Annotated in this window: 22 protein-coding genes and 1 riboswitch; of the genes, 2 read left to right on the top strand and 20 right to left on the bottom strand. The window is 37.0% G+C overall.

The window, feature by feature from the left end; genetic code table 11:
* Positions 1-106: 106 nt before the first annotated feature.
* From QA539_RS04955 to QA539_RS04910, 10 genes are all read right to left on the bottom strand, one after another.
* Positions 107-1,780, bottom strand: coding sequence for a glycerol-3-phosphate dehydrogenase/oxidase (locus QA539_RS04955; RefSeq protein ID WP_219494709.1), 1,674 nt, complete (start codon positions 1,778-1,780; stop codon positions 107-109).
* A gap of 20 nt (positions 1,781-1,800) precedes the next feature.
* A complete protein-coding gene (glpK, locus tag QA539_RS04950; protein WP_219494708.1) occupies positions 1,801-3,294 on the bottom strand; it encodes a glycerol kinase GlpK in 1,494 nt (497 codons plus the stop codon).
* 17 nt (positions 3,295-3,311) lie between these two features.
* Positions 3,312-4,130 (bottom strand): MIP/aquaporin family protein, encoded by an 819-nt coding sequence (locus tag QA539_RS04945; RefSeq protein WP_099483127.1) that lies wholly within the window; start codon positions 4,128-4,130, stop codon positions 3,312-3,314.
* Between the two features lie 133 nt (positions 4,131-4,263).
* Complete coding sequence (locus QA539_RS04940) at positions 4,264-4,806, bottom strand: glycerol-3-phosphate responsive antiterminator (protein WP_219494707.1); 543 nt, start codon at positions 4,804-4,806, stop codon at positions 4,264-4,266.
* Positions 4,806-6,707: a DNA mismatch repair endonuclease MutL gene (gene mutL / locus QA539_RS04935; RefSeq protein WP_419895570.1), complete on the bottom strand. Its 1,902-nt coding sequence runs from the start codon at positions 6,705-6,707 to the stop codon at positions 4,806-4,808. Before mutL ends, QA539_RS04940 begins: the two co-directional genes overlap by 1 nt.
* Positions 6,708-6,716: 9 nt before the next feature.
* Positions 6,717-9,257, bottom strand: coding sequence for a DNA mismatch repair protein MutS (gene mutS / locus QA539_RS04930; protein WP_219494705.1), 2,541 nt, complete (start codon positions 9,255-9,257; stop codon positions 6,717-6,719).
* A gap of 89 nt (positions 9,258-9,346) precedes the next feature.
* A complete protein-coding gene (locus QA539_RS04925; RefSeq protein ID WP_219494704.1) occupies positions 9,347-9,772 on the bottom strand; it encodes a RicAFT regulatory complex protein RicA family protein in 426 nt (141 codons plus the stop codon).
* A 2-nt stretch (positions 9,773-9,774) separates the two neighbouring features.
* Entirely contained in the window at positions 9,775-11,304 is a 1,530-nt protein-coding gene (miaB, locus tag QA539_RS04920) for a tRNA (N6-isopentenyl adenosine(37)-C2)-methylthiotransferase MiaB (protein WP_219494703.1), read from the bottom strand.
* Positions 11,305-11,447: 143 nt separating this feature from the next.
* Positions 11,448-13,298, bottom strand: coding sequence for an ABC transporter ATP-binding protein (locus QA539_RS04915; RefSeq protein ID WP_219494702.1), 1,851 nt, complete (start codon positions 13,296-13,298; stop codon positions 11,448-11,450).
* Positions 13,291-15,009, bottom strand: coding sequence for an ABC transporter ATP-binding protein (locus QA539_RS04910; protein WP_219494701.1), 1,719 nt, complete (start codon positions 15,007-15,009; stop codon positions 13,291-13,293). Before QA539_RS04910 ends, QA539_RS04915 begins: the two co-directional genes overlap by 8 nt.
* Before the next feature lie 138 nt (positions 15,010-15,147).
* Here QA539_RS04910 and QA539_RS04905 point away from each other — a divergent pair, with 138 nt between their 5' ends.
* Positions 15,148-15,825, top strand: a complete 678-nt coding sequence (locus tag QA539_RS04905) for a DedA family protein (protein ID WP_219494700.1) — start codon at positions 15,148-15,150, stop codon at positions 15,823-15,825.
* A 50-nt stretch (positions 15,826-15,875) separates the two neighbouring features.
* On the opposite strand, the gene QA539_RS04900 is transcribed toward QA539_RS04905, so the two are convergent.
* The 7 genes from QA539_RS04900 to QA539_RS04870 all read right to left on the bottom strand — a co-directional run bounded on the left by QA539_RS04900 (position 15,876) and on the right by QA539_RS04870 (position 22,303).
* Positions 15,876-16,586 carry an ABC transporter ATP-binding protein gene (locus tag QA539_RS04900; RefSeq protein ID WP_241427501.1) on the bottom strand — a complete coding sequence of 237 codons (711 nt, stop codon included), beginning with the start codon at positions 16,584-16,586 and terminating at the stop codon, positions 15,876-15,878.
* Complete coding sequence (locus tag QA539_RS04895; RefSeq protein WP_419895569.1) at positions 16,583-17,317, bottom strand: ABC transporter permease; 735 nt, start codon at positions 17,315-17,317, stop codon at positions 16,583-16,585. The genes QA539_RS04900 and QA539_RS04895 overlap by 4 nt, the downstream gene beginning before the upstream one ends.
* Positions 17,317-17,604: a thiamine-binding protein gene (locus QA539_RS04890; protein WP_099483136.1), complete on the bottom strand. Its 288-nt coding sequence runs from the start codon at positions 17,602-17,604 to the stop codon at positions 17,317-17,319. The genes QA539_RS04895 and QA539_RS04890 overlap by 1 nt, the downstream gene beginning before the upstream one ends.
* Positions 17,604-18,605 carry an ABC transporter substrate-binding protein gene (locus QA539_RS04885; protein ID WP_219494698.1) on the bottom strand — a complete coding sequence of 334 codons (1,002 nt, stop codon included), beginning with the start codon at positions 18,603-18,605 and terminating at the stop codon, positions 17,604-17,606. The genes QA539_RS04890 and QA539_RS04885 overlap by 1 nt, the downstream gene beginning before the upstream one ends.
* Before the next feature lie 34 nt (positions 18,606-18,639).
* Positions 18,640-18,738: riboswitch (TPP riboswitch) on the bottom strand.
* 68 nt (positions 18,739-18,806) lie between these two features.
* Positions 18,807-19,670: a 2-oxoacid:ferredoxin oxidoreductase subunit beta gene (locus QA539_RS04880; protein WP_413475273.1), complete on the bottom strand. Its 864-nt coding sequence runs from the start codon at positions 19,668-19,670 to the stop codon at positions 18,807-18,809.
* The gene (locus QA539_RS04875; RefSeq protein WP_419895568.1) at positions 19,671-21,404 is read right to left on the bottom strand and encodes a 2-oxoacid:acceptor oxidoreductase subunit alpha; all 1,734 of its coding nucleotides are present in this window, start codon (positions 21,402-21,404) and stop codon (positions 19,671-19,673) included.
* 104 nt (positions 21,405-21,508) lie between these two features.
* A complete protein-coding gene (locus QA539_RS04870) occupies positions 21,509-22,303 on the bottom strand; it encodes a TIGR00282 family metallophosphoesterase (protein ID WP_099483140.1) in 795 nt (264 codons plus the stop codon).
* A 95-nt stretch (positions 22,304-22,398) separates the two neighbouring features.
* Here QA539_RS04870 and QA539_RS04865 point away from each other — a divergent pair, with 95 nt between their 5' ends.
* Positions 22,399-22,581 carry a hypothetical protein gene (locus QA539_RS04865; RefSeq protein ID WP_041635906.1) on the top strand — a complete coding sequence of 61 codons (183 nt, stop codon included), beginning with the start codon at positions 22,399-22,401 and terminating at the stop codon, positions 22,579-22,581.
* A 75-nt stretch (positions 22,582-22,656) separates the two neighbouring features.
* On the opposite strand, the gene rny is transcribed toward QA539_RS04865, so the two are convergent.
* The 3 genes from rny to pgsA form a co-directional block, all read right to left on the bottom strand.
* Positions 22,657-24,216, bottom strand: a complete 1,560-nt coding sequence (gene rny, locus QA539_RS04860) for a ribonuclease Y (RefSeq protein WP_219494695.1) — start codon at positions 24,214-24,216, stop codon at positions 22,657-22,659.
* A 326-nt stretch (positions 24,217-24,542) separates the two neighbouring features.
* A complete protein-coding gene (gene recA, locus QA539_RS04855; protein WP_219494694.1) occupies positions 24,543-25,604 on the bottom strand; it encodes a recombinase RecA in 1,062 nt (353 codons plus the stop codon).
* Positions 25,605-25,881: 277 nt separating this feature from the next.
* Positions 25,882-26,463 (bottom strand): CDP-diacylglycerol--glycerol-3-phosphate 3-phosphatidyltransferase, encoded by a 582-nt coding sequence (pgsA, locus tag QA539_RS04850; protein WP_419895567.1) that lies wholly within the window; start codon positions 26,461-26,463, stop codon positions 25,882-25,884.
* Positions 26,464-26,465 lie beyond the last annotated feature (2 nt).

Raw genomic sequence — 26,465 nt, 5'->3', positions numbered from 1 at the left:
GCGAAACAATTTATTTTCGTCATAGCCTTATCATCATCTGAAAATATAGGAAAACCATCCAAATATTATTTGGATGGTTTGAATCACAATTGCTATTCTCCGTAATTTATTCTACCGAAACTTGAACAGATGGTGATTTTGCTTCATTAATCTTTTGTTCAAGCTCACGTGTATATTCTGTGCGTTGCGCATTATCATAGTTAAGCAAATTAGCCATCGTATCAATAACCGCTTCCTTATATTGTTCAACTTTTTTAATATCGAAATATAGATCACCTGTTCTACGTGTCAAGAAATCAGTAGGTTTAATCACCATTTCTTCCTGGATTGAATATACAAGTTGTGCGTAATAAGCTAAAGGCAGGCCATTGACTTCAGCAGTATGTTTCGTATGTGCAATGTTAAATAATTTCTCTACATTTGAACCATACTTTTTAATCAGAAATCTTTGTTCATCTTCCGGCAGATAACTATAGAGTTCAGGTTTCAATGACTTTTCAATAAAGTGCTCAAAATTAGTACTGCCTCCTACATCTCCACCAGAAATTGTTGCATGTTTCGTGTTGCTTTCTTTAAAGCTAAGCTTATATTCTTCTTTTAAACGTTTTGCAACTAAATCAACGATCTCCTGTGCCATATGGCGATACCCTGTTAATTTACCACCAGCAATCGTCAGAAGACCTGATTTACCTTCCCAAATTTCATCCTTACGCGAAATTTCAGATGGGTCTTTCCCTTTTTCTAAGATTAGAGGACGAATACCAGCCCAAGTTGATTCAATATCTTCGTCTTTAACTTTTACAGTCGGGAACATATAGTTGATTGCATCAATGATATAATCACGATCTTCCTGTGTTACTTTAGGACTTGTCTTATCATTATTATAGAATGTATCTGTAGTACCGACATACGTTTTACCATCACGAGGAATGGCAAAAATCATACGTTTGTCACTTTCAGTATCAAAGTAAACTGCCTGTTTGAGCGGAAAAACACTTTCGTCAAAGACAAGGTGGATTCCTTTTGTCAGACGGAGTTGTTTATTATTTTTCGAATAATCTTTTCCACGCACTTCATCAACCCATGGTCCAGATGCATTGACAACTTTGCGCCCTTGAATTTTAAACTTCGTATTTGAGATTGTATCAATTGCTTCAATACCACTCACTTTGTTTTTCTTGTTATAAGTAAAACCGGTTGCTTTTGTGTAGTTTAAAATATCAGCACCAAATTCTGCCGCACGTTTCATCACTTCAATCGTCATACGCGCATCATCTGTTTTATATTCAACATAATAGCCCCCACCCTTAAGGCCATTTTCTTTTACGAGAGGCTCTTTCGCTAATGTTTCTTTTGCAGATAGCATTGTTCTTCTTTCCGATTTCTTTACACCTGCTAAGAAGTCATAAACTTTTAATGCAAGAGACGTTGTTGCTGGTCCAAACGTACCCCCTTTATGCATCGGTAAGAGCATCCATTCTGGTGTCGTTACATGAGGTCCATTTTCATAAACAATCGCTCTTTCTTTCCCAGTCTCACTTACAACGCCAATTTGCAGCTGTTTTAAGTAACGTAATCCACCATGAACAAGCTTTGTTGAACGTGAAGAAGTTCCGCTTGCAAAGTCCTGCATTTCAACGAGTGCGACTTTCATACCGCGCTGCGCTGCATCAAATGCGATACCTGCACCAGTGATACCACCACCAACCACTACGATATCATAATATTCTTCCTTCATTTTGTTCAATGTTTGATTTCTATTCAGACTTGAAAGTTGCATTATTATTCCTCCATTAAATCTTATTTTTTAAATACTTGTGTAGCTTTAACCGCTGTCTGCCAGCCTTTATATAAATCATCTCTCTTTGTTTCATCCATTTTAGGATCAAACTGCTTTTCAAGGTTCCAGCGATCACGAATTTCATCTTTTGATTTCCAGTAACCCACTGCAAGTCCAGCCAGGTATGCTGCACCTAAGGCAGTTGTCTCGTTAATTTCCGGTCGCTCTACTGGTACATCTAAAATATCAGACTGGAACTGCATCAAGAAATCATTCTTGACAGCACCACCATCAACTCTTAATGTTTTAACTTCAATCTTCGAATCTTTTTCCATCGCATCAAGAACATCACGGGTCTGATATGCAAGTGACTCAAGTGTTGCACGAATAAAATGTTCTTTTTGTGTACCACGCGTTAGACCGAAAACTGCACCGCGTGCTTCAGAATCCCAGTAAGGTGTACCTAGTCCGACAAATGCAGGCACGACATACACACCATCAGCATCTGTAACATTTGTAGCATACTCTTCACTTTGCGGAGCACTTTGAATCATACGCATACCATCACGTAACCATTGAATTGCACTTCCCGCAACAAAGATGGATCCTTCAAGCGCATAGTTGACTTTGCCATCAATACCATAAGCTAAAGTCGTTAATAAGCCATTTTCACTCTTAACTGCTTTTTCGCCTGTGTTCATTAACATAAAGCAACCTGTACCGTATGTGTTCTTAGCTTCTCCTGACTCAAAGCATGCTTGTCCAAATAGCGCTGCCTGCTGGTCTCCAGCAATACCTGCAATCGGAATCTGATGACCAAAGAAATGATGATTTGCTGTTTTACCGTATACTTCACTTGATGGGCGTACTTCAGGTAGCATTGAAGCAGGTACAGTTAAATATTCAAGGAGCTCTTCATCCCATTTCAATTCATGAATGTTATACATCAATGTACGACTTGCATTTGAGTAGTCAGTTACATGTACTTTACATCCAGAAAGTTTCCATACAAGCCACGAATCAATCGTACCGAATAATAGATCACCATTCTCAGCTTTTTCTCTAGCACCTTCTACATTATCAAGAATCCATTTGACTTTCGTACCAGAAAAATAAGGATCGAGTAGAAGGCCTGTCTTTTCTCTAAATTCATCTTCCAGTCCTTTATCTTTAAGTTCATTACAGATTTCCTGCGTCTGACGAGACTGCCATACGATTGCATTATAAATTGGACGCTCTGTATTTTTATCCCATACGACTGCTGTTTCACGTTGATTTGTGATACCAATACCCTCAATCTGTTCAGGTCTTATATTCGATTCTGTAAGGACGGATGCAAAACATGATAATACAGTTGACCAGATTTCATTGGCATCATGTTCAACCCAACCTGCTTTTGGGAAATGCTGCGTAAATTCTCTTTGAGATACCCCTTTAATCTCTCCATCTTTATTAAAAACAATTACACGTGTACTTGTTGTCCCTTGATCAATTGATAAAATGTATTTTTCCATAATCATCACCCTTTGTTTTATATTAAGTCTGTTTTTTCATTTTTTAATACTGCTTTATTCAAGAATACACCAAGCACTAATGTAGCGACAATTAATACGATTGATAGACCAAATAACATATATTGATCTTCTTTGAATAAAACATGGAATAATGTAGCGCCGAAGACACCACCTACCATCGGACCTACCATTGGAACCACTGCATATTTCCAGTTGGAAGACCCTTTACCTGGTATCGGCAGAATCGTATGAGCGATACGCGGACCCCAGTCACGTGCCGGATTGATTGCATACCCAGTTGTTCCACCTAAACTTACTCCGATGGCTATAATCAATAACCCTACTACAAGAGGGTTCAAACCTTCAGAAAATTTATTTCCGCCAATGAATAACAGTGCCATAACTAAGATTGATGTCCCTATGATTTCTGATACAAAATTAGAAACATAGTTAGGATAAGCTGGTCCTGTAGCAAATACGCCAAGTTTAGTACCTGCATCATCTTCTTCTTTAAAATGCGGCATAAACTGGAACCATACTAATGCTGCTCCCAGTACCCCTCCAATCATCTGCCCCGCAAAATACGGAAGGACTTGATTCCACGGAAGGCTGCCATCAACTGCCATTCCTATTGTAACTGCTGGATTTAAATGCGCACCAGTAATTGATCCGACTGCATACACACCCATAACCACAGCAAGACCCCAACCTACTGCGATAACAATCCAGTCACTGCCTTTTGCGTACGTCCCCTTTAAATTAACGTTCGCATTTACACCACAACCAAATAAGATTAAGATTGCAGTCCCGATTAATTCTCCCACAAAAGCATTCATAGACCCACTCCTCATTGTTTAGTTAAGTTAAAAAAAGACAAAGAGACCCCTAATACTTCAAATTAGAGGTCTCTTCTACACGTCCCAAATATTAACTTAACACAATCATATCTAATAATGTAAACGTTGTCAATTATTTTATTTCACAATGTTTCCAAAGGTCCTTATTACTTGTCGTCACATACGTAGCACCTGCTGATAATGCCATCTCCACTTCCTCTGGATATTCAATAAGGCCCCCTGCAATAATTTTTTTGCCGGTTACTTTGTGAATATTTTCAATTGCCTTATAAAGCAGACCAGGCAGTACTTCGACAAAATCAGGATCAGCACTTTGTATAAGCTCATAACTTTTTTTCAGTGCACTTGAGTCTATGATAAACGTTCTGAGAATCGTTTTAACACCGAGCTGGTTCGCCCTCTTTATAATCTTTGGTTTTGTGGATACGATACCATCAACTTTATACTTCTGTATAACATACTCTGTCGCATATTCATCAGATGACATCCCTTTAATTAAGTCGATATGTATAAATGCTGACTTCTGGTGCTGATTTAAAAATTGAATATAGTTACTGATATGGCCAATATGCATATCTAATATGACACAGGTGGAATACTGAGTCGTCACAAACTTCTCAAGATCTTTCATAGAACGGATTGCCGGTAAAATCATTACATCACCCTCTTAAATAGTTTCTCAAGTTCATAAGTTGTAAATTGAATGATGATAGGTCTGCCATGCGGACATGTGTATGGTTCTACAGTATGTGCAAGTTCTTCTAGTAAATAGTTCATATCTGTAATCCTTAAATAATGATTCGCTTTTATCGATTTTTTACAGCTCATCATAATCGCAGTCTCTTCACGGAATTTATTCAAATCTATCTGTCGATGTTGCAGAGCATAATCTATCAATTCCTGTACCGTTTCTTCATAGTTGTCCGGGAACCATACAGGGATATCATTTACTATATAATCATTGCCTCCAAAATGTTCAAGATGAATCCCAATACCTTTAAGCAGCATATTGATTTTATTTAAGTTTATTGCTTCATCTTTACTTAAAGTTACTGTAATCGGAATGAGTAACGACTGCATTTCCAATCCTACATTACCAATTTGTTTTTTGAAGTACTCATATTTAATTCTTTCTTGTGCTGCATGCTGATCAATCATAAACATACCATCCTCATTTTGAGCAATGATGTAAGTCCCATGAACTTGACCGACAATTTCCATGTAAGGGATCTTTCTTTTAGCATGGGATGTATTAGTACTTGTATTTTCAATTACGTCAGATGATTCATTTGTTTCTGGTAAGACTTCTGCAGTTGTATTTAATTCTGCTTCTGAATCACTAATAAATCCTGATGTTTCTTTAGTGCCTTCACCGTCCTGAATTCTTTGTTTATCCAGTCGTGCTGCTTTATGCTGTTCTTTAAAGTTTTCATCGATTTGATTCACTGGTGTATGTTCACTATGGTCGGATTGTTTTATCTTATCATGATGTTCTCTTAATAGATCATATTCAAACTTTTGCTGCTGAAATGTTTCAATCACCTTTTTCTTTTCTACTTTTGGAATTAAATTCTGTTTCCAGATCTTTTCCTTTATCAATCGCTCGATAAGCTCCATCAACTGAGATTCTTTAGATAATCTTACTTCTTGCTTTGTCGGGTGAATATTCACATCTACTAATGCAGGATCCATAACGATATTAATTGCAAGAATAGGATACCTTCCAACAGGTAATAACGTATGATAGCCTGATAATATTGCTTTTGTGAGCATAAAGTTCTTGATATAACGCCCGTTGATAAAAAGAGACATATAATGCCTGTTGCTTCTTGTATGTTCCGGCTTGGCAATAAAACCATGCACTTCATAATCACCTGTTCGGCCGTTGACCTCAACTAGGTCCTGTGCGATTTTCATCCCGTAGACCACAGCCATCGCTTCCTGCATCTTACCATTGCCATTTGAGGCTATAAGTACTCTGCCATCTGCTACTAAAGTAAATTTAATATGGGGGAAGCTGATAACAAATCGATTGATGATATCTGTAATTTTCCCGAGCTCTGTATGAAGACTTTTTACATATTTTAATCGAGCAGGCGTATTATAGAAAAGACCTTCGACAGTTGTTTCTGTTCCTTGACGTGCCTGTGCCAAAGTTCTATCTACTATTTCTCCGTCAATTACATCAATTTGACGGCCTATCGTCCCGTCATGACATGTAGTGACGCGCACTTTGCTAACAGAAGCAATAGATGCTAATGCTTCTCCTCTAAATCCTAGTGAACGAATATGAAATAGATCGTGCTCATTTTCTATTTTGCTTGTTGCATGTCTTCTGAACATTAATTCAAGATCTTCTTCTAAAATTCCAGATCCGTTATCCGTTACTTTGATTTTTGATAAACCCGCTTCTTCAACTTCAATCGTGATACTTGTACTCTTTGCATCAATGGCGTTTTCAACGAGTTCTTTAACGACAGATTGCGGGCGTTCTATCACTTCACCTGCTGCGATTTTATTGCTTATCGTACTATCTAAAGCTTTAATGATTCCCAAGTGATCCACCTACTTTATTCGGGATTTGATTTCCTGTAATTTCAATAACGCATCAATCGGCGTTAATTCGTCAATCGATATATCTTTAATTTGCTGAATAATTAATTCATGCTCATGATTCGAATTATTATTATTAATATCCTCGTTTTCTATTTCAAACAAATTAAATGATGGTTGAATTATCTTATTTGAATCTCCTTTTCTAACCTTTTCATTGTGTTCAAATTCATCTAATAATTCACTGGAACGTGCAATGATCTCAGCTGGTAACTGTGCAAGTTTAGCAACATGAATACCATAACTATGTGCGACAGCACCCGGCATCACTTTGTGCAGAAATATTAGTTCGCCATTATATTCTTTTGCTGCAACATGGATATTGTTCAGACCATCAAGTGTTTGTTCAAGGTCGACAAGTTCATGATAATGGGTTGAAAACAATGTTTTTGCACCAATCTTATTGTGAACGTATTCAATCATCGATTGCGCTAATGACAGACCATCATATGTACTTGTGCCTCTTCCAATTTCATCAAATATAATCAGACTATTTTCTGTCGCATTCTGTAATGCATTTTTTGCTTCTAACATTTCTACCATAAAGGTACTTTGTCCTGATACAAGATCATCTGCTGCGCCAATTCTCGTAAAAATCTGATCAAAAATCGGAACTTCAGCATAAGAAGCTGGTACAAATGCTCCCATCTGCGCCATGATACTAATTAATGCGACTTGTCGCATATATGTACTTTTTCCGCTCATGTTAGGGCCTGTAATTAAATAAATAAACGTATGGTCATCTAATTTGCAGTCATTTGCAACATACTGATCACGTTCCATCACTGTTTCAACAACTGGATGTCTTGCATTTTTTAAGTTCAATACCTTAGTGCTAGATATAATCGGTTTGGTATATTGATGTTTTGTAGCAATTTCACTGAAATTTTGAAGACAATCAAGCACTGCGATATTTTTTGCCTGCTGCTTTAAATTTAATATAAATGTTTTCACAAAATCACGTAGTTGAATAAACAGTTCATATTCAAGATTCATCAGCTTCTCTTCTGCACCGAGAATTAAAGATTCTTTTTCTTTAAGTTCCTCTGTTATAAAGCGTTCTGCATTACTTAACGTCTGCTTTCTCGTGTATCCGAACGCATCAACATCTAAATTAACAAGATTCGCTTTAGATATTTCAATATAATAACCAAAAACTTTGTTATAACCAATCTTTAGTGACTTCACACCTGTGCGTTCACGTTCTTTTGCCTGAAGTTCATTTAGCCACTGCTTACCATTTTTAGAGGCATATCTGAGTTCGTCAACATCATCATTAAATCCATCTTTGAAGATACTACCTTCTTTAATAGAAGTCGGTGCTTCGTCCAATAAACTTGCTTCTAACATATCGTATAATGGTTGTAATGCATCGATATTATCTAATGTACGAATCACTTCATCGTGTTCTTTTAGAAGTGATTGTATCATAGGCAATTGTTCTAATGAGTATTTTAACTGCACAAGATCTTTAGCCGAGACATTACCAAACTGTACACGTCCTGCTAAACGCTCAATATCATATACATGCGTTAGCGCCTCTCTCAGTTGATGTCTTAAAATGAAATGCTCATTAAATAATTCGACACCATTATGTCTCTCTTCAATCTCCTGATGGTTCAGTAATGGTCGTTCGATCCATTCTTTAACAAGGCGATTCCCCATCGGTGTTTTACATTGATTAAATATAGACAGTAAGGTGCCCTTCTTATTTTTATGACGTATACTTTCAGTAAGTTCTAGATTACGTTTCGCATACATATCAAGACGCATATAATGCACTGGTTCATAGTATACAGCTTCGTCGATATGGGCAAGCGCACGCATTTGTGTATACTGGATATAAGATAATAATAAATTAACTGCTGGTTGCAGCGATTGATCAACACTGTCAGCCTGTTTAAATGTATCATTTACTTCAAATCTTGAAATGACATCCGTAATCATTTTTATTTTATTGATTAGTACTTCGTTCAAATCGATATTTGTAATGATTTCTTTCGGATTTACGGATGATAACTCATTTAACATTTCATCCTCATTTAATCGGGTCACTTTTAGCTCACCTGTAGATACATCACTATAAGCAAGTGTAAACACCTCTTCATAATGAATACTTGCAATGTAGTTGCTTTCGTTTTCACTGATCATATCATCCATAACCGTTCCAGGCGTTATGATTTTAACAACTTCTCGTTTTACCATTCCTTTAACTTGTTTTGGATCTTCCATCTGTTCAGCAATGGCAACTTTATAACCTTTTTCAATTAAACGTTCGATATAAACTTTTGCTGAATGATGCGGTACCCCACACATTGGAATATTGTTTTTTTTATCACGGCGCGTCAATGTAATCTCTAGTTCTTTCGCTGTTAATTCGGCATCTTCATAGAACATTTCATAGAAATCACCCAGCCTGAAGAACAAGATACAATCTTTATATTGCGCTTTCATCTGTAAATATTGTGTCATCATCGGTGTAGGTTTAGACATATTCTCAATCCTTTATTCATAATTTCCATTTAGGGATTCGTTTAAAAAAGAGGTTCAGACAAGAATCGTCTCAACCCCTTTAATTGTTATTAATTTCCACATCCAGGTGCTGCATTTTTCTTTTCTGCACCCGTTTCACCTGTTAATAAGTCGCCACCTGTTGAAACGATAATCTCATCCGTTACGGTCTGGCTGATTGCATGAGAAACCATCTGTAATATGCTATTCACTTCAAATTGCGCTTCTTTGAACTGATCAACAATTGGCATTTCATCAAGTTCAGCTTCAACTTTTGCAATTTTTTCTTCGACCATCTGTAATGCTTTTTCTTTGCCGTATTGTTCGAAGTTGACGGCTTGCTTTTGTAATGATTTTAAAGACGCCATTTTCTCTCTGACAACCTGCGTTTCATGAATCTGTGCCTCTGCACGTTTAAAGAACTCAACTGCTTCTGTTTCTGCCATCATCTTACCTAATTCTTTTGCTTTTTCCAAAATTTCATCATTTGTATACATCTCTACACCTCAACTGGTTTAATAATTTCTATTAGTTCGCCGTTCATTGAATATTGTTTTGTTTCTGTAATTCTTACTTTAACAAGCTGTCCAATTGCTTCTTTCGGTCCTTTAAAGTTCACTAATTTATTCTTTTCAGTGTATCCTGCGAGAATTTCATCATTTTTCTTAGAAGGTCCTTCACATAGTACGATTACTTCCTGATCAAGATAATGGGACAATGCACGTTCAGTATAGTCACCAACAAGTTTATTTAATCGTTGCAGACGATCCTTTTTCTCACGCATTGGTACATTATCTTTCATCTTTGCAGCCGGCGTGCCTTCACGCGGAGAATACAAGTAAGTATAAGCATGGTCAAAAGCAACTTCCTCATAGAGAGATAATGTTTCCTGGAACTGTTCTTCTGTTTCATTCGGATAACCTACGATAATATCTGTCGTCAGTGCAACTTCTGGCATCGCTGCTTTAATTTTACCAATCAGCTCCAAATAACTTTCACGTGAATACTTACGCCCCATAATCTTCAGCACTTCATTGTTACCGCTTTGAACAGGAAGATGGATATGCGGTACAATGTTACCTCCTGCAGCAATCACTTCAATAAGGCGGTCATCAAAGTCCCATGGATGACTTGTAGTGAAACGTACACGTGGAATATCAATCTTCTGAATATCTGCAAGTAAATCGCCTAATCCGTAGTTCAGTCCATCGATATCTTTACCATAAGCATTTACGTTTTGTCCAAGTAAACAAATTTCTTTGTACCCACGTCGCGCAAGATCACGTACTTCAGCAATAATCTCCTCTGGCATACGACTACGTTCTTTACCACGCGTGAATGGCACAATACAATATGTACAGAATTTATCACAGCCGTACATAATGTTGACCCATGCTTTCGTATCACCGAGTCGTGACTTTGGTAAGTTTTCAATAACATCGCCTTCTTTAGACCAGACTTCTACAACCATCGCTTTAGACATATAGGCTTCATCTAATATTGCTGGCAGTCGATGTATATTATGGGTACCGAAGATCATATCCACATTTTGATAAGATTTTAAGATCTTATTCACTACAGATTCTTCTTGTGACATACATCCACATACACCGATGAGTACATCTGGTTTCGCTTGTTTGATATGTTTTAGATTCCCAATTTCACCGAAAACTTTATTCTCTGCATTTTCACGAATGGCACACGTATTGAGTAAAATAACATCTGCATCATTGACATCACTTGTCGCTTCATATTCTAGAGCCTCAAAGATCCCTGCCATTACTTCTGTATCATGTTCATTCATCTGGCAACCATAAGTTCTAATATAAAATTTACGACCGCGACCTAACCCACGATACTGTTCATCAATTTTAAAATCGCTATGGTAATTCACATCTTCTTTGCCACGACGCTTCGCTTCTTTTAGATTTGGTCCTTGGTAAACATGCTCAAAATATTTGCTATAATCTTTCTCAGGTACTGCTTTGCCTTTTGCACCTGAAGATTGTATTCTACCTTCTTCGTTCATTTAAATAACCCCATTTTATTCATAATATCATTACTATAGTATAGCTTTTATATCAAATATTTTCAAAGTATTTTTACTGTAGATACATCTCACATAAAAACATAAATTTAATCCGTCATTTATATAATAATGACGGATTAAATTTATTCTAATAATGCTTCATCTCCACTTTTTAACATTTCCGCATAAATACCATCTCTTGTAATTAAATCTTTTTGATAGCCTTGTTCTAATATTTCACCTTTTTCAAGTACAACAATTTTATCAGCTTTTTTAACCGTATTTAAGCGATGCGCAATGATGATGCTCGTTCTATTTTTCATTAGACGTTCAATCGCCTGCTGAAGTTTCATTTCTGTAACGGTATCAATGTTACTCGTCGCTTCATCCAGCAACAAAATCTTTGGATCTAATATCAGCGCACGCGCGATATTGACTAACTGTTTTTCACCTTGGGAAAGATGTGTTGATTCAAAACTAATTTCTGTGTCGAAACCATTTTCTAATCTCATAATAAAATCATAAGCATTTGCATCTTTTGCTGCCTGAATCATGACTTCATCAGAGACGTGCTGATTTCTGTACTTTATATTTTCTCGAATCGTACCGTCAAAGATAAATGGATCCTGCAGCACATAAGCCATCTGATTGCGTAACGTTTGTTTTGGAATATCTTTTATATCGATACCATCAATCATTATTTTACCTGCGTTAATTTCATAAAACCTTGCCAATAGCTGTACAAGTGTCGTTTTACCTGCTCCTGTCGCACCAACTAAGGCGAGAGATTCCCCTTGATTTAAATGTATCGTCACATCATTAATGGTTGGTTTTAATTGTTCTTCGTTATATTTGAAAGTCACTTGTTCAAATGAAATTTCCCCACGTATCGTTAAATTTCTATTACTGTTATCGATATCTACTTCAGGTTCAGTATCGATGATTTCAAAGACACGCTCTGCACCACTTAATGCAGATAATACAGTGTTGAACTGATTGGCCAGATCATTCAAAGGACGTGTAAATTGTCTTGCATATTCTGCAAATATAACAATTGTTCCGACAGTAATACCATTTCCGTTTAGTGCTAATACCCCTCCGATACCTGCTACAATTGCAAATGATAAATTGTTAAAGAAGTTCATCACTTTCGGAATAAGACCAGAATAAGATACCGACCAGTAGCTGATATCTCTTACTTTTGCGTTCTTCTCAGTAAATCCTTCGGTCACACGGGCTTCTCTTGTAAATAACTTTACAACTTCCTGACCTGAAATAATCTCTTCAATATAACCATTCATTTCACCGATTGCTCTTTGTCTTCTTTTATACAGAATACTCGTACGATTTGTTATCCAGCGCATCGCAATTAACATTAAAGGGATGATCATCATCGTTAATAACGTTAACAGTGGACTAAGCAGCAACATCACAATAATTGTACCAATAATCGTTATAATACTTGATGTAAACTGTATAAATGACGAATTCAGCACTTGAGATATTGTATCGATATCATTTGTCATACGGCTCATCAGTTCACCATGCTGGCGTTTATCAAAAAATGGTATCGGTAACTTCTGAAGTCGACTAAATAGCAGCATTCGTAATTTATACACCGTTTCCTGAGCGATCGTTACCATAATTATTGCAGCAACATATGAAAATAATGATAAACCTATAAATATAAAGAACAGAATCAGAAGATCATTTTCAATGCCTTCAAAATTTTTCTTCAGTATTTTATTATCAATCATCTGTCCAATCATATATGGTCCTACGAGTCCTAATAAAGATGAAATAATCACCGACACTATAACAACTGTAAGCTTTAACCTATTGCCTTCCATCAAGGACCAGATGCCACCGATAGCGTATTTCCAATTGCGTGATTTCGGTATTGGATTGCCTCTTTGATCTGTTTTAATACTTTTGCTCTCTTTTATATCTTTACGCGTTAAAATTACTGGATGACCCAATATCGATTTAATCATGGAGATCACCTCTTTCCTGCGAGTGATAGATTGCTTGATACAGTTCTGATGTTTCTATCAATGACTGATGATCCCCGAAACCAACGATTTCTCCTTTATCTAATAACAGGATATGGTCAGCTGTCATTGCTGTCTGGATCTTCTGTGTCACAATAATACGCGTCATACTTAGCTTAGATAATTCTTCAAATAAATTATTCTCTGTATGGATATCAAGCGCAGATGTACTGTCATCTAAAATCAGGATGTTCGGCGACTTTATGACCGCCCTGGCAATCGCGAGTCGTTGTTTCTGTCCACCCGATAAATTCACACCTTGCTGTCCGACTTTGGTGTCGTACTGTGCATCGAAATCCAGAATATTCGTATGGACTTGTGCGATCTTCGTTGCTTCTGTTACATCCTCAGATTCAGCATGTGCATTTCCAAATAGGATATTATCAAACACGCTACCTGTAAACAGTATGTTTCTCTGAGGTACATATCCAATCATATCCCTAAGATCTGTAATCTCCATTTCTTTAATATCAATGCCATTGATCATAATCTTACCTTGTGTCACTTCATACATTCTAGGGAGCAGACTAAGTAAAGCGCTTTTACCAGATCCTGTCGCACCCATAATAACGAATTTCTCCCCCGCTTCAATATTGAAAGAAATGTCTTTAAGCACCATTTGATGGCTTAACGGATATTTAAACGATACATTATCAAATACAATTGATGCGCCACCACTCACTTCAATATCCGTGCCTCCGTGATATGTATCTACATCAGTAGTTAATATTTCAGACATACGTTCTGCACTTGCTTTTGCTCTTGAATACGCAATGATGATAAATGCAAACATTGAAAACCCACCTTGCATTCTGAGGGCATAGTTAATGACTGCTACGAGTGCACCTACATTCAGTGCGTTATTAGTGACATCTATCGCTCCAATATAAATTACGAACAATAATGCGATATTCATTACGATCAAAAGAAATGGAAGTATACGTTCCATCAACTTTAGTGCACGTGTTGTATCTTCTTTAAGATCTAAGGCGGTATGTTCGAATTTTTCAGATTCATAGTCTGCACTCATATTCGCACGTATCATACGCACAGAAGATAAATTCTGCTGGATATTACGATTCAGTCCATCAAGTTTTTTCTGAACACGTGTAAACAGATTCATACCTGCCTTAGAAGTATAATACAGAAACACAAATATTATCGGAGCACCAATTAAAAGATAGAGTGCTAAGTGCGGCGCAACAATAAAGCTCATGATGATACTACCCAACACTAGAAGTGGTGCACGCAACATAATACGTAAACTCATAAAAAGTACCATTTCACACGCAATCACATCATTTGTCAATCGTGTAATGATACTGGATGTCTTAAAGCTTTCTATGTGTTTAAGTGAAAACTGCTGCACCTTCTTGAACAAGGCGTTTCTCAAGTCAAAGGAGAAACCATGACAGACATGACTCGAAATAAATGAATTGATCACACCACAGATAAACGCAGCAACACTTATGATCAGCAGTATGATTAAATATTGAAGCGTAATATCCATATTCTGCTTGATTAATCCCTCATTAATAATGAGCGATAATATAATCGGTAAACTGAGTTCAACCGCTAGTTCTAATAGCATTAGTATGAGCGCTATAACAATCCATAAGCGATATGGTATTGTAAACTTTAATATCTCTTTCAATAGAACCCCTCCCATTTTGTTTATTTTATACTATTATACATATCGGTTTCCGAAATGTATAATTTATGCTCTATTCCATCGCAACTTTTTTTAAAATAAAGTATAATTAATAATTATTTGGAGAAACGAGGTTTAACCATGTCATTTATCAGTCAACTTATGGATTTTATTTTACATATTGACGAACATCTAGTGAATATCGTTAAAGAATATGGAACATTGACTTATGCAATCTTATTTTCAATCGTCTTCGTAGAAACAGGACTTGTGATCATGCCATTCTTACCTGGAGACTCAATGCTTTTTGCAGCTGGTGCACTCGCCCCTCAAGGCGCATTAAATATCTGGATATTATTTATCGTGTTGTTTGCTGCAGCTGTAATCGGTGACACGGTTAATTATCACATCGGTAAATTTCTTGGACTTGGTGTCTATAATCATCCTAAACTCGGTAAATTCATTAAGAAGGAACACCTTGATAAAGCAGAGGATTTCTTTAATACTCATGGCGGTAAAACAATTGCAATTGCCCGCTTTATGCCCTTTATCAGAACTTTTATACCGTTTGTAGCTGGTGCCAGTAAGATGAAGTATGGTTACTTTATTACGTATAATATTATCGGTGCAATTCTGTGGGTTGGTATATGCCTACTTGCAGGTTACTTCTTCGGGAATATAAAGATCGTTAAAGACAACTTTGAAATCGTATTAATATTAATTATATTAGTATCAGTGCTTCCTGCCGTCTTTAGCTTCTTACAATCCTATTCCGTCAGAAGAAAGATGAAAAGAAATGAAGACAGAAAAAAATATTAATGCATCACCATTAATATTAATAACCGAATGTGAGTCAATCTCACATTCGGTTATTTTAATAATTGAATAATTTGTGCTTTTAATTCTGCGATTTGCGAAACAGATAAATCCTGGTTCACATCTATCGATCTGACTATCGTAGCAGGTTTCTGATTTAAAACGAGTATACGGTTACTCATCTTAATTGCTTCATCAATACTATGTGTAATCATCAGCACCGTTTTATCACTCTCCAATAATAAAGACCTCAACCAGATCTGCATATCATTACGTGTTATTTCATCCAATGCTGAAAATGGTTCATCCAGTAACAGTAATTGATGTTCTGTATTTAATGCACGTAGGAATGAAACACGCTGCTTCATTCCCCCAGAAAGCTCATTGGGGTATCTATCTTTAATGGAAGTGAAGCCTGCTCTTTCTAACAATTGTTCTGATTTATTCACGCTATCATTCGCACTGATCTCTGTTGCGAGGTTAATGTTTTGTATCACTGTACGCCATGGCATCAGTGAGTGTGTCTGAGGCATAAAGGACACATGTCCTGTTTTCCCATTGATACGTTCCCCTTGCAATAAGCACTCGCCACTTGAAGGGATGAGTAATCCGCCGATAATATTTAATATCGTACTCTTACCGCTGCCACTCGGGCCGATCAATGCAACAATCTCACCTTTATTCAGTTCTAGGTTAATATTATTAATTACAATATCTTTATCGTAACGATGCATAATATCGTTAAGTTGAATAATAGGAATCATCGTTGCCACCTCAATACAATACGCTGAATAATATATATAACAAGATAAATGACCATAGCAAAGATAATGATCCAGACAATTGCTACAAACACCTGATCTACTTGAAATGCACGCTGAGCTATAAGCATAAATTTACCTAAACCTTTATCACTGCCAAGCCATTCAGAAATGATTGCACCCATTACTGAGTATGTGCCAGCAATCTTTAATCCATTAAAGAAATAAGGCATACTATTTGGCCATTCAAGCTTTTTGAAACGTTCAAGACGCGTTGCCCCCATCATCTTCATATATTTCTCTAATTCTTTATCTGTCTCATTAAATCCTTCAAGTAAGCTCACAGTTATCGGAAAGAAACACACAAGTGTTATCACGATAAGTTTCGGCAATATTCCAAATCCGAACCAAATGACTAGTAGTGGTGCAATGACGATAACGGGTACATTCTGACTCATTATGAGCAATGGATAGACATACTCATGCAGCCCAGGGATTAAACGTAATAGTACGGCTACAGTAATACCGCATAATACCGAGCAAATAATGCCTAATATAACGAGTAATATAGTCGGATATAAATGCACATGATATGTGTTAAAGTCATTAAAGAAGCTGATAAATATTACGCTTGGCGCAGGTAACGTATATGCATCAACTTGTAGTAACCGAACGAGCAGTTCCCAAAAATAAAGTAGTACTATAAAAAATAGAAAAAACTTAACATATTTCATCATCTATACTTCTGTACAAGCACATCCATCGATACTTCTTCGGCATGATAAAACTTTACTTGTGAAATAATAGATGGACACCCCATTTCACGCATCTCTTTATTCATTAATTCGATTAACTTAAGCAACTCATTCATGTTCCCCTCAATTGATGTTTCAAGCGGATTCACGATGTACTTTAAGTTTGATGCTTCAATCACTTCAATTGCGCGATCAACATATGGAATTACATCTTCACCATTTGGCGTCTTCGGAATAATTTGTATGCTCATTATTGTATCTGCCATTATTTACCCTCCACATATTCATTTGTAAATGCATCTTTAGCAATGAAGTCTTTAGTAATCACTTTGTTATCTTTCATAAACTGTCCAAAATTCTTCCAGATACGTTCTTCCTGATAGCCCCAGTATTTCGCATCATCCTGATATTTAGGTGACAAATATTTTTGTGATGCATATACGAGCTTTTCTTGTTTTTTAAGTTCTGGAACAGACTTCATCAAAATATCTGCACTCTCTTTGTCATGTTTAATTGAATACTCATAACCTTCTTTAAGTGCGGTCATAAATTTCTTAGCTGTCTCACCATTTGATTTTAAATACTTTTCATTTGCAATAACGACAGGTGTGTAATAATCCAGATTTTTATCGTAATCAATTAAATACTGCATATTTACATCGATATTACGTGTTTCTGCTTCGATTCCAGTCCATCCATAATAAACCCATGCGAAATCGATATTCTTCTTAGATGCAGTAAAGAAATCAGTATTTCCCATATTGATAATTTTAGTGTCTTTCACTGATGCTCCGTCTTTTTTCATAACTGCATCAATCATTGGCTGTTCAATCGGTGCACCCCATCCACCGTATGTTTTCCCTGCATAATCTTTCGGTGATTTAATATTCTTATCTTTCAAGCTCATAAATCCACTCGTATTATGCTGGATAATTGCTCCAATCGATTTCACTGGAATGCCTTCAGAACGTGATTGCGTCACTGTTTCCTGTGCACTAATTCCGAACTGAACATCTTTTTTGTTTGCTGCGATAAGCTGATCGGCATTCACTTCACCAGGTGTCTTAATTTCAACATCTAAACCCTGTTTGTCAAAGTAACCTTTCTCTTGTGCTACATATAGTCCTGTATGATTTGTATTCGGCGTCCAGTCCAGCATAATCGTCACTTTTTCTTTCTTATCTTCCTTACCTTTATCGGCTGACTGATCTCCACAGCCTGCTAGTAAAATGACACAACTCGCACTTAACAATAACTTTTTATTCATATTAGCCTCCAAAAAAACACAACCTGATTGCAGGTTGTGTCAGTTGACACTTCCCTACGCTGGTATAATCCAGATCAGGTATATAAGGGTTTAGGACGAATCCAATCTCAGAATAACTCCCCTAGTGTTTAAAAATTTATATTATTTTGTACTGTTTTAGTATAACAGCTTTATTATAAATAAGGTACAGATACTTAGTTTTTATTTGAACTGAGCCATTAAAGCATCAAATTCCTCTTGTTTAATATTTAGATCTGCTTTTGTTAAGTTCTCACTGTAGCCATCAATTTGTGATTCGTACGTCGGTGCATCGGTATCCTGATACACGATACCTGTAACAAGCCCATCTTGTTCGTGTACTGTATTGATCGCCAGCTGTTTATTGGTATGATCATAATCTTCAATATCAGCAAGTTTCGTCAAATTTTCTTTAAACCAGTCATACGTATTTACTTTGTTGTATGTGACACACGGAGAAAATACATTGACGAATGAGAATCCTTTATGATTAACTGCCGCTTCAATAATTGATGTTAAATCTTTTATATCACTAGAAAAGCTTTGTGCGACAAAAGTTGCGCCACTTGCAAGTGCAAGTTCAAGCGGAGAAACATGCTTCTCAATCGAGCCTTTTGGCGTTGTCTTAGTGACAAATCCATGTGCTGAACTTGGTGATGTCTGTCCTTTAGTCAGTCCATAAATTTGATTATCCATTACAATATACGTGATATCAATATTTCTACGTAGCGCATGAATCGTATGCCCCATACCAATCGCAAAACCATCACCATCTCCACCGGAAGCGATAACTGTAAGCTCCTGGTTTGCCATCTTCACACCTTGTGCCATCGGTAATGCTCGACCATGGATCGAATGCACACCATATGAATTTACGTATCCAGACAGACGTCCAGAACAGCCGATACCTGTTATTAACGCGAGCTGTTCTGGTTCTAAGCCGATGTTCGCACATGCTTTTTGTATCGCCGCTTGTACTGAGAAGTCCCCACAGCCAGGACACCAGTTCGGTTTCACATTATTTCTGAAATCTTTAAATGTTGCCATCTATATTAACTCCTTTAATATTGCGTTGATTTTCTCTTCAATTTCGTGAGGTAAGTAAGGTGTACCATCATACTTACTCATCTGAATCATCTTACCTTGATGATTCGTATTCATCTTGATAATCTGTCCAAGTTGTCCGTTAAAGTTATGTTCAACAACAATCACTTTCTTCACTTTATCTATCGCTTGCTGAACCTCTTCTGTCGGAAACGGATGAAGTTGTTTCATATGCAGATGGTTTACCTTTCCTTCTACACGATGGATTGCTTCATCAATCGCTCCATACGTTGAAATATAACCAATCACTAACACATCTGCATCTTCATGATACGTATTGTATACAACAGGTTCAGTAATCTTCAGCTGTTCTAATTTACGCATACGTTTTTCCATCTGCTTTGCACGGTTTACGGGAGATTCGCTCGGCTTTCCTTCTTCGTTATGTTCAACACCTGTAACATGATGGATACCGTTTTTCACACCAGGAATCGTACGTGGTGAAATGCCATTATCTGTTACCGCATAGCGTTTGAAGTATGCTTTATCCTCCGTTGGTTCAACTTCAGTAACAAGTGAACCACGATCAATATTAATCTTATTATAATCAAGTACAGGAACAGTCTGTTTCCCTAAAGAAAGCTGTAAATCACTTAAAATAATAACCGGACATTGATATACTTCCGCTAGATTAAATGCCTCGTTCGTTAAGTAGAAGGCATCTTCAGCAGTTGTTGGTGCAAGGACAATCTTTGGAATCTCGCCATGCGTTCCGTAGATCATCTGCATTAAGTCTGACTGCTCCTGTTTCGTTGGCAATCCTGTAGATGGACCTCCGCGCATCGTATTTACGATGACTAACGGCTGTTCAGTCATACCACTCAGTCCAATCGCTTCCATCATTAACGATAGTCCTGGACCACTTGATGCAGTAAATGCACGTACGCCCGCATAGTTTACGCCTATTGCCATAACTGCTGCAGCTATCTCATCTTCTGTCTGAATTACAGTCCCACCAAAGCGTGGTAATTTATCAATCATATATTCCATAATTTCACTCGCTGGTGTAATTGGGTATGCAGCCATAAAACGTGCTCCACCTGCTAATGCGCCAAGTGAAATTGCTTCATTACCAATCATAAATAAATGTCCTTCTTCGGTTGAAGGTTCTAATTTATAATCCACAGTAAGTTCTGAATGACTTTCAATTTCTGCATAACCTTTGTGTAGCGCTTCTTTATTTAATGTACAGATCTTTTCACCTTTTTTAGCAAACAGGTCATCCACTAAAACTTCGAAGTGCTTTAGGTCAGCGCCTATAAGATTCGCTGTAGCACCGACCGCCACCATATTCTTCATCAATGCCGTACCAAGTTCTTTTGCAATTTCAGTGAATCCCATACTAATAAATGCGCCATTGTAATCCTCTGGTGCAACAGGATCAAACTTACTATCTGCTAGCATTATACCTTCAGCCGTCAGTTCATGATAGTTTAAATCAATCGTCTCCTGATCAAATGCCACAAGTATATCCAGATCATCACTGATAGCATAGACAGGTGTTGTTGATACACGAATCTTATTGTTCGTATGTCCACCTTTAATACGTGATGAGAAATGACGATAACCATATAAATAATAGCCCAGACGATTCAGCGCAGTTGAGAATATCTCTCCAGTACTTTCAATTCCTTCACCTTGCTGACCGCCGACTTTCCAAGAAATTTGTGTCTTCAAAACAATTCCTCCCTAAATTAACTATCTCTAATATAACAGAAAAACCTATGTCTATATAACAGACATAGGTAAATTATATAAAAATCAGTCGAATGGCCGATACGTTATCGACTGAGCGGTTGATCCTCATTGATAAGTATTCTTTCAATTTTCTTTGCTTGACCATTGGATTTAAGTTCTACAAATACACCGCTTAACACACCACGTCCCGTATCTGGAACAACATGTTTAACTGGCATTCCTGTTAAGAAGCGGTGAATGACCTCATCCTTATTAATACCAAGTATCCCATCATAGTAACCTGTCATACCGACATCTGTAATAAAAGCCGTACCCCTAGGTAAAATACGGTTGTCACTCGTCTGAATATGTGTATGTGTCCCAACAACGACGCTCGCTCGGCCATCTGCATAATATGCAAATGCACCTTTTTCACTTGTTGTTTCAGCATGAAAGTCTACAAAGATATAATCCGTCTCCTGTTTAGCGATTTCATATAGCGCATCGAACTTCTTAAACGGACAGTCACTCTGCATCATAAATGCTCGCCCTTGTAGATTGATCACAGCAATCTTCTTATCATTAAATTTAATGATTTCCATTCCTTTACCTGGCGCTTCATCAGGAAAGTTTGCTGGACGAATAATCTTATGATCGCTATTTAGCAACTCATAACTATCACGCACGCCATATGTATGGTTACCCATCGTGACACAATCAACTCCGAGCGTCATCATTTCTTTAAATATCTTTTCTGTAATCCCTCTTCCATGCGCAGCATTCTCACCATTGACTATCGTAATATTCGGTCCATACTTCTTTTTAAGCTGTGGTAAGTACTCATCTAACATATTACGCCCAACCGCACCTACAACATCACCGATAAATAATATTCTCATAATTCACTACCTCTACTCTATTTGTCTTTATTATATAGAAAATCATAAATGAATTAAATGATTTTTATTGATACAATCAAAAATGAGGTGATAAAATGCATTTTATCGGAACAGCAGTCACATTGTTCATCGTATTTTTTATTACATATATGATATGTGATCGCATAACGAATTATTTTAGAACAGTAAAACAGCCCCCTAAGTATAAATCAGCACTAGTTGGGGGCATCATTTTCTCGATTGGATTATCTATCATGCAATACTGGTCCACAATGTAAAAAAGATGACTAGAAATATAACATTTCTAGTCATCTTTTTTGATTCTACTCATGTCTGACCGCTCGTGTCACGACCTATTTTGCATATTCAACTGCGCGCATTTCTCGCACAACAGTTACTTTTATATGTCCAGGATATTGAAGCTCTTCTTCAATCTGGTTTTTAATATCTCTTGCGATACGATGTGCTTTTAAATCATCGACTTCTTCAGGCGTCACAATGATTCTAATTTCTCTACCTGCCTGAATCGCAAATGATTTCTCTACACCATCATAGCTTTCAGAAATTTCTTCCAGACGTTCTAAGCGGCGTACATAATTCTCAAGTGTTTCACGTCTGGCACCTGGGCGTGCTGCACTTAATGCATCTGCTGCTGCCACAAGAATAGAAATAATATTGTCTGGTTCCACATCTCCATGATGTGAATGAATTGCGTTAATTACGGTTGGATGTTCACGATATTTCTTCGCAAGATCTACTCCGATTTCAACGTGCGATCCCTCAACTTCATGATCAATCGCTTTTCCAATATCATGTAAAAGTCCCGCACGCTTAGCGAGCGCAACGTCTTGTCCTAGTTCTGCAGCTAACATACCAGAAAGGTGTGCAACTTCTACGGAATGTTTCAGTACATTCTGTCCATAACTCGTACGATATTTCATTCGTCCAAGTATCTTCACGATATCAGGATGCAGATTATGTATACCAAGTTCAAACGTTGCAGCTTCTCCTGCTTCTCGTATGATTTCATCCACAGATTTTCTTGCCTTTTCAACCATTTCTTCAATACGACCTGGATGAATTCTTCCATCAGACACTAAAGATTCAAGCGCTGTTTTCGCAATTTCTCTTCTAATTGGATCAAATCCGGATAAGATGACCGCTTCTGGTGTGTCATCGATGATAAGATCTACACCTGTTAGCGTTTCCAATGTACGAATATTACGACCTTCTCGGCCAATTATTCTACCTTTCATCTCATCATTTGGAAGGTTAATTACAGAAACTGTAGATTCAGAAGTATGTTCAGCAGCCAATCGCTGTACAGTCGTAGCTAGAAGCATTTTCGCTTTTTTATCAATATTCTGCTTTGCTTCCTGCTCTTTCTCTTTTACCATGACTGCAATATCATGCGTCAATTCTTCTTCAACCTGATCAATAATTTCTTGCTTCGCTTCTTCTTGTGTCAGTCCGGAGATGCGTGTTAATTCTTGTTCATGTTGTGCTATGATTCCTTGAACACTTTGCTCTAACGCATCTACATGCTGTTGCTTTTCTTCAATTTTAGATTCTTTTTGTTCTAAAAGATCATCCTTTTTATCTAAAAGGTCACTTTTACGATCTAAGTTTTCTTCTTTTTGAAGGAGTCTTGCTTCTTGTCTCGCTAAGTCTGAACGTCTTTCCTTATAATCTTCTTCCAGACGATCATTACGTCTTTGATATTCTTCCTTCGCTTCAAGAAGCTTCTCTTTCTTAAGACTTTCGGCTTCTTTGTTAGCCTCAGTAACGATAAAATCTGCAGTTGTTCTTGCCTGAATCTGCTGATTTGTTAATACGTTCTTCGCAACAAAATAACCGATTGCAACACCGATTATGATACTAAGCAAAATGAATAAGAGGATAGTTAAGCTCACATAAACACCTCCTTATTTGCTTTTATATATCAATAAAACATTATATGAAGTATATCCATATAAATTAATTGTACGTTTATGAGTTATACTCGTCAAGCTGTCATCCTCATTAAATATATAAATTTACATCATTTTACTCAAATTGTTGTATGAAATTTTAATTTGTTACAAATTTACCATAATATAAATCTGATATTCACTCTCGCATGTAAACTAAGTTCATAATGACGAAAATTTATCTATAAAAAACGAACGATGTTAAAAATAAATAACATCATCCGCTATAAAATCGGGAGAGGCACTACGCTCCTCCCTTAGGCTGTTAACTATTCTAACTCATCGTCGAATAACTTATCTTCTACTGGCACTTCTTCTTTCTGTGCTGACGCCTCTTCTAACGAAGCACCGACACCCATCGCCTTACGAATCTTCTGATCGATTTCGTCACGTACTTCTGGGTTTTCTTTCAGATAAGTCTTAATATTTTCTCGCCCTTGACCAATACGTTCTCCATCATAAGAGTACCATGCCCCTGACTTTTGCAGCACTTCATATTCTGCACCTAAATCAACGATTTCTCCTTCACGAGAAATACCTTTACCGTACATAATATCAACTTCTGCTACTTTAAAAGGAGGTGCAACTTTGTTTTTAACGACCTTAATCTTTGTTCTATTCCCTACAATTTCCTGACCTTGTTTCAATTGTTCTGCACGTCGTACTTCGAGACGCACTGAAGAATAGAATTTAAGCGCACGACCACCTGGAGTCGTTTCTGGATTACCGAACATTACACCAATCTTCTCACGTACTTGGTTGATGAATATTGCAATCGTATTAGACTTAGATATAGAACCTGATAACTTACGTAACGCTTGAGACATAAGACGCGCTTGAAGTCCCATATGCGAGTCTCCCATCTCTCCTTCAATTTCCGCTTTAGGTGTTAAGGCTGCAACTGAATCGACCACAATAATATCTACCGCACCACTTCTGACAAATGCTTCTGCAATTTCCAGTCCTTGTTCACCATGATCGGGTTGAGATAAGTAAAGATTTTCGATATCTACTCCAAGATTCTTAGCATATACCGGATCAAGTGCATGCTCAGCATCAATAAATGCGGCAACTCCACCTTGGCGCTGTACCTCTGCGATAGCATGTAGTGCCACCGTTGTCTTACCTGAACTTTCAGGACCATAAATTTCTATAATACGACCTTTCGGGTAACCACCGACACCAAGTGCACTATCTAATGTAATAGAGCCGCTTGATACTGTAGAGACATTACGGTCAGTACGGTCTCCTAACTTCATTACTGCACCTTTCCCAAATGATTTTTCCATATTTTTAATAACTGTGTCTAATGCTTTTTGTCTTTCACTCATATATATCCTCCTGAAGATCAATTAATGATTGTATATTGAACTATTAAATATTCTTTAGCTGTTATTTACTACATTTAATACTATACGCATTAATGTTAAAAATAGCAAGTAAAATGCGAACGTCTGTTTGTATTTTTTGTGTAATAATTAAAAAATAAGAACGTGTAAGCGTTTTTATTCCAGTGATACTTGAGAAAATTGAAAAATGACATGTTTAAAATTTAATTATTGTAATAAAAAACATTTAGTATTTTTAGTATACTAAATGTCTTTTATGCTACTTTGAATTTTTAAATACATCGCGTCCGTGATAAAAATATTCAATTCCAGATAATACAGTGAAGAATACTGCGACATACATGAGAAGATAGCCACTGTTAAAACCTGTCCACTCTGAAAATGGTTCATTAAGTAACAGTAGTGTCATCGCAAGCATGGTTACTGCGGTTTTAATCTTTCCTAATTGTCCTGCAGCAGAAACGAACCCTTGCTCAATCTGTAAAAGACGCAGTCCAGTAACTGCAAATTCACGTGCAATAATAACGATTGCCACCCATGAAGGTATCGCATCAAGCTCGACTAATGCTATTAGACCGCTTGAAACAAGTAATTTATCTGCTAATGGATCTAGAAATTTTCCCATATTCGTTACGAGCTGCCATTTACGCGCCAAATAGCCATCTATCCAGTCCGTCAGCGAAGCAAAAATAAAAATTAATGCTGCAATAAACTGTTCGATGCGCATTACTTCAGACCCAAGCACAGAAATATCACCCATATTGAAATCTACGAGTAAGAATACTATGAATATCGGTATTAAAAGTACTCTAGCCACTGTAATTTGATTTGGTATATTCATTT

It is taken from the genome of Macrococcus psychrotolerans (assembly GCF_038095555.1).
In the GTDB taxonomy this organism is placed as follows: domain Bacteria; phylum Bacillota; class Bacilli; order Staphylococcales; family Staphylococcaceae; genus Macrococcoides; species Macrococcoides psychrotolerans.
Note: the sequence above shows the minus strand (reverse complement) of the source record. Positions and strands in the feature narration are given on the sequence as shown.

Coding starts and splice junctions, on each gene's coding strand:
- QA539_RS04955 (WP_219494709.1), bottom strand. CDS start 1,780: ATGCAACTTTCAAGTCTGAATAGAAATCAAACATTGAACAAAATGAAG.
- glpK (WP_219494708.1), bottom strand. CDS start 3,294: ATGGAAAAATACATTTTATCAATTGATCAAGGGACAACAAGTACACGT.
- QA539_RS04945 (WP_099483127.1), bottom strand. CDS start 4,130: ATGAATGCTTTTGTGGGAGAATTAATCGGGACTGCAATCTTAATCTTA.
- QA539_RS04940 (WP_219494707.1), bottom strand. CDS start 4,806: ATGATTTTACCGGCAATCCGTTCTATGAAAGATCTTGAGAAGTTTGTG.
- mutS (WP_219494705.1), bottom strand. CDS start 9,257: ATGTCTAAACCTACACCGATGATGACACAATATTTACAGATGAAAGCG.
- QA539_RS04925 (WP_219494704.1), bottom strand. CDS start 9,772: ATGTATACAAATGATGAAATTTTGGAAAAAGCAAAAGAATTAGGTAAG.
- miaB (WP_219494703.1), bottom strand. CDS start 11,304: ATGAACGAAGAAGGTAGAATACAATCTTCAGGTGCAAAAGGCAAAGCA.
- QA539_RS04915 (WP_219494702.1), bottom strand. CDS start 13,298: ATGATTAAATCGATATTGGGTCATCCAGTAATTTTAACGCGTAAAGAT.
- QA539_RS04905 (WP_219494700.1), top strand. CDS start 15,148: ATGTCATTTATCAGTCAACTTATGGATTTTATTTTACATATTGACGAA.
- QA539_RS04900 (WP_241427501.1), bottom strand. CDS start 16,586: ATGATTCCTATTATTCAACTTAACGATATTATGCATCGTTACGATAAA.
- QA539_RS04895 (WP_419895569.1), bottom strand. CDS start 17,317: ATGAAATATGTTAAGTTTTTTCTATTTTTTATAGTACTACTTTATTTT.
- QA539_RS04890 (WP_099483136.1), bottom strand. CDS start 17,604: ATGGCAGATACAATAATGAGCATACAAATTATTCCGAAGACGCCAAAT.
- QA539_RS04885 (WP_219494698.1), bottom strand. CDS start 18,605: ATGAATAAAAAGTTATTGTTAAGTGCGAGTTGTGTCATTTTACTAGCA.
- QA539_RS04880 (WP_413475273.1), bottom strand. CDS start 19,670: ATGGCAACATTTAAAGATTTCAGAAATAATGTGAAACCGAACTGGTGT.
- QA539_RS04870 (WP_099483140.1), bottom strand. CDS start 22,303: ATGAGAATATTATTTATCGGTGATGTTGTAGGTGCGGTTGGGCGTAAT.
- QA539_RS04865 (WP_041635906.1), top strand. CDS start 22,399: ATGCATTTTATCGGAACAGCAGTCACATTGTTCATCGTATTTTTTATT.
- recA (WP_219494694.1), bottom strand. CDS start 25,604: ATGAGTGAAAGACAAAAAGCATTAGACACAGTTATTAAAAATATGGAA.
- pgsA (WP_419895567.1), bottom strand. CDS start 26,463: ATGAATATACCAAATCAAATTACAGTGGCTAGAGTACTTTTAATACCG.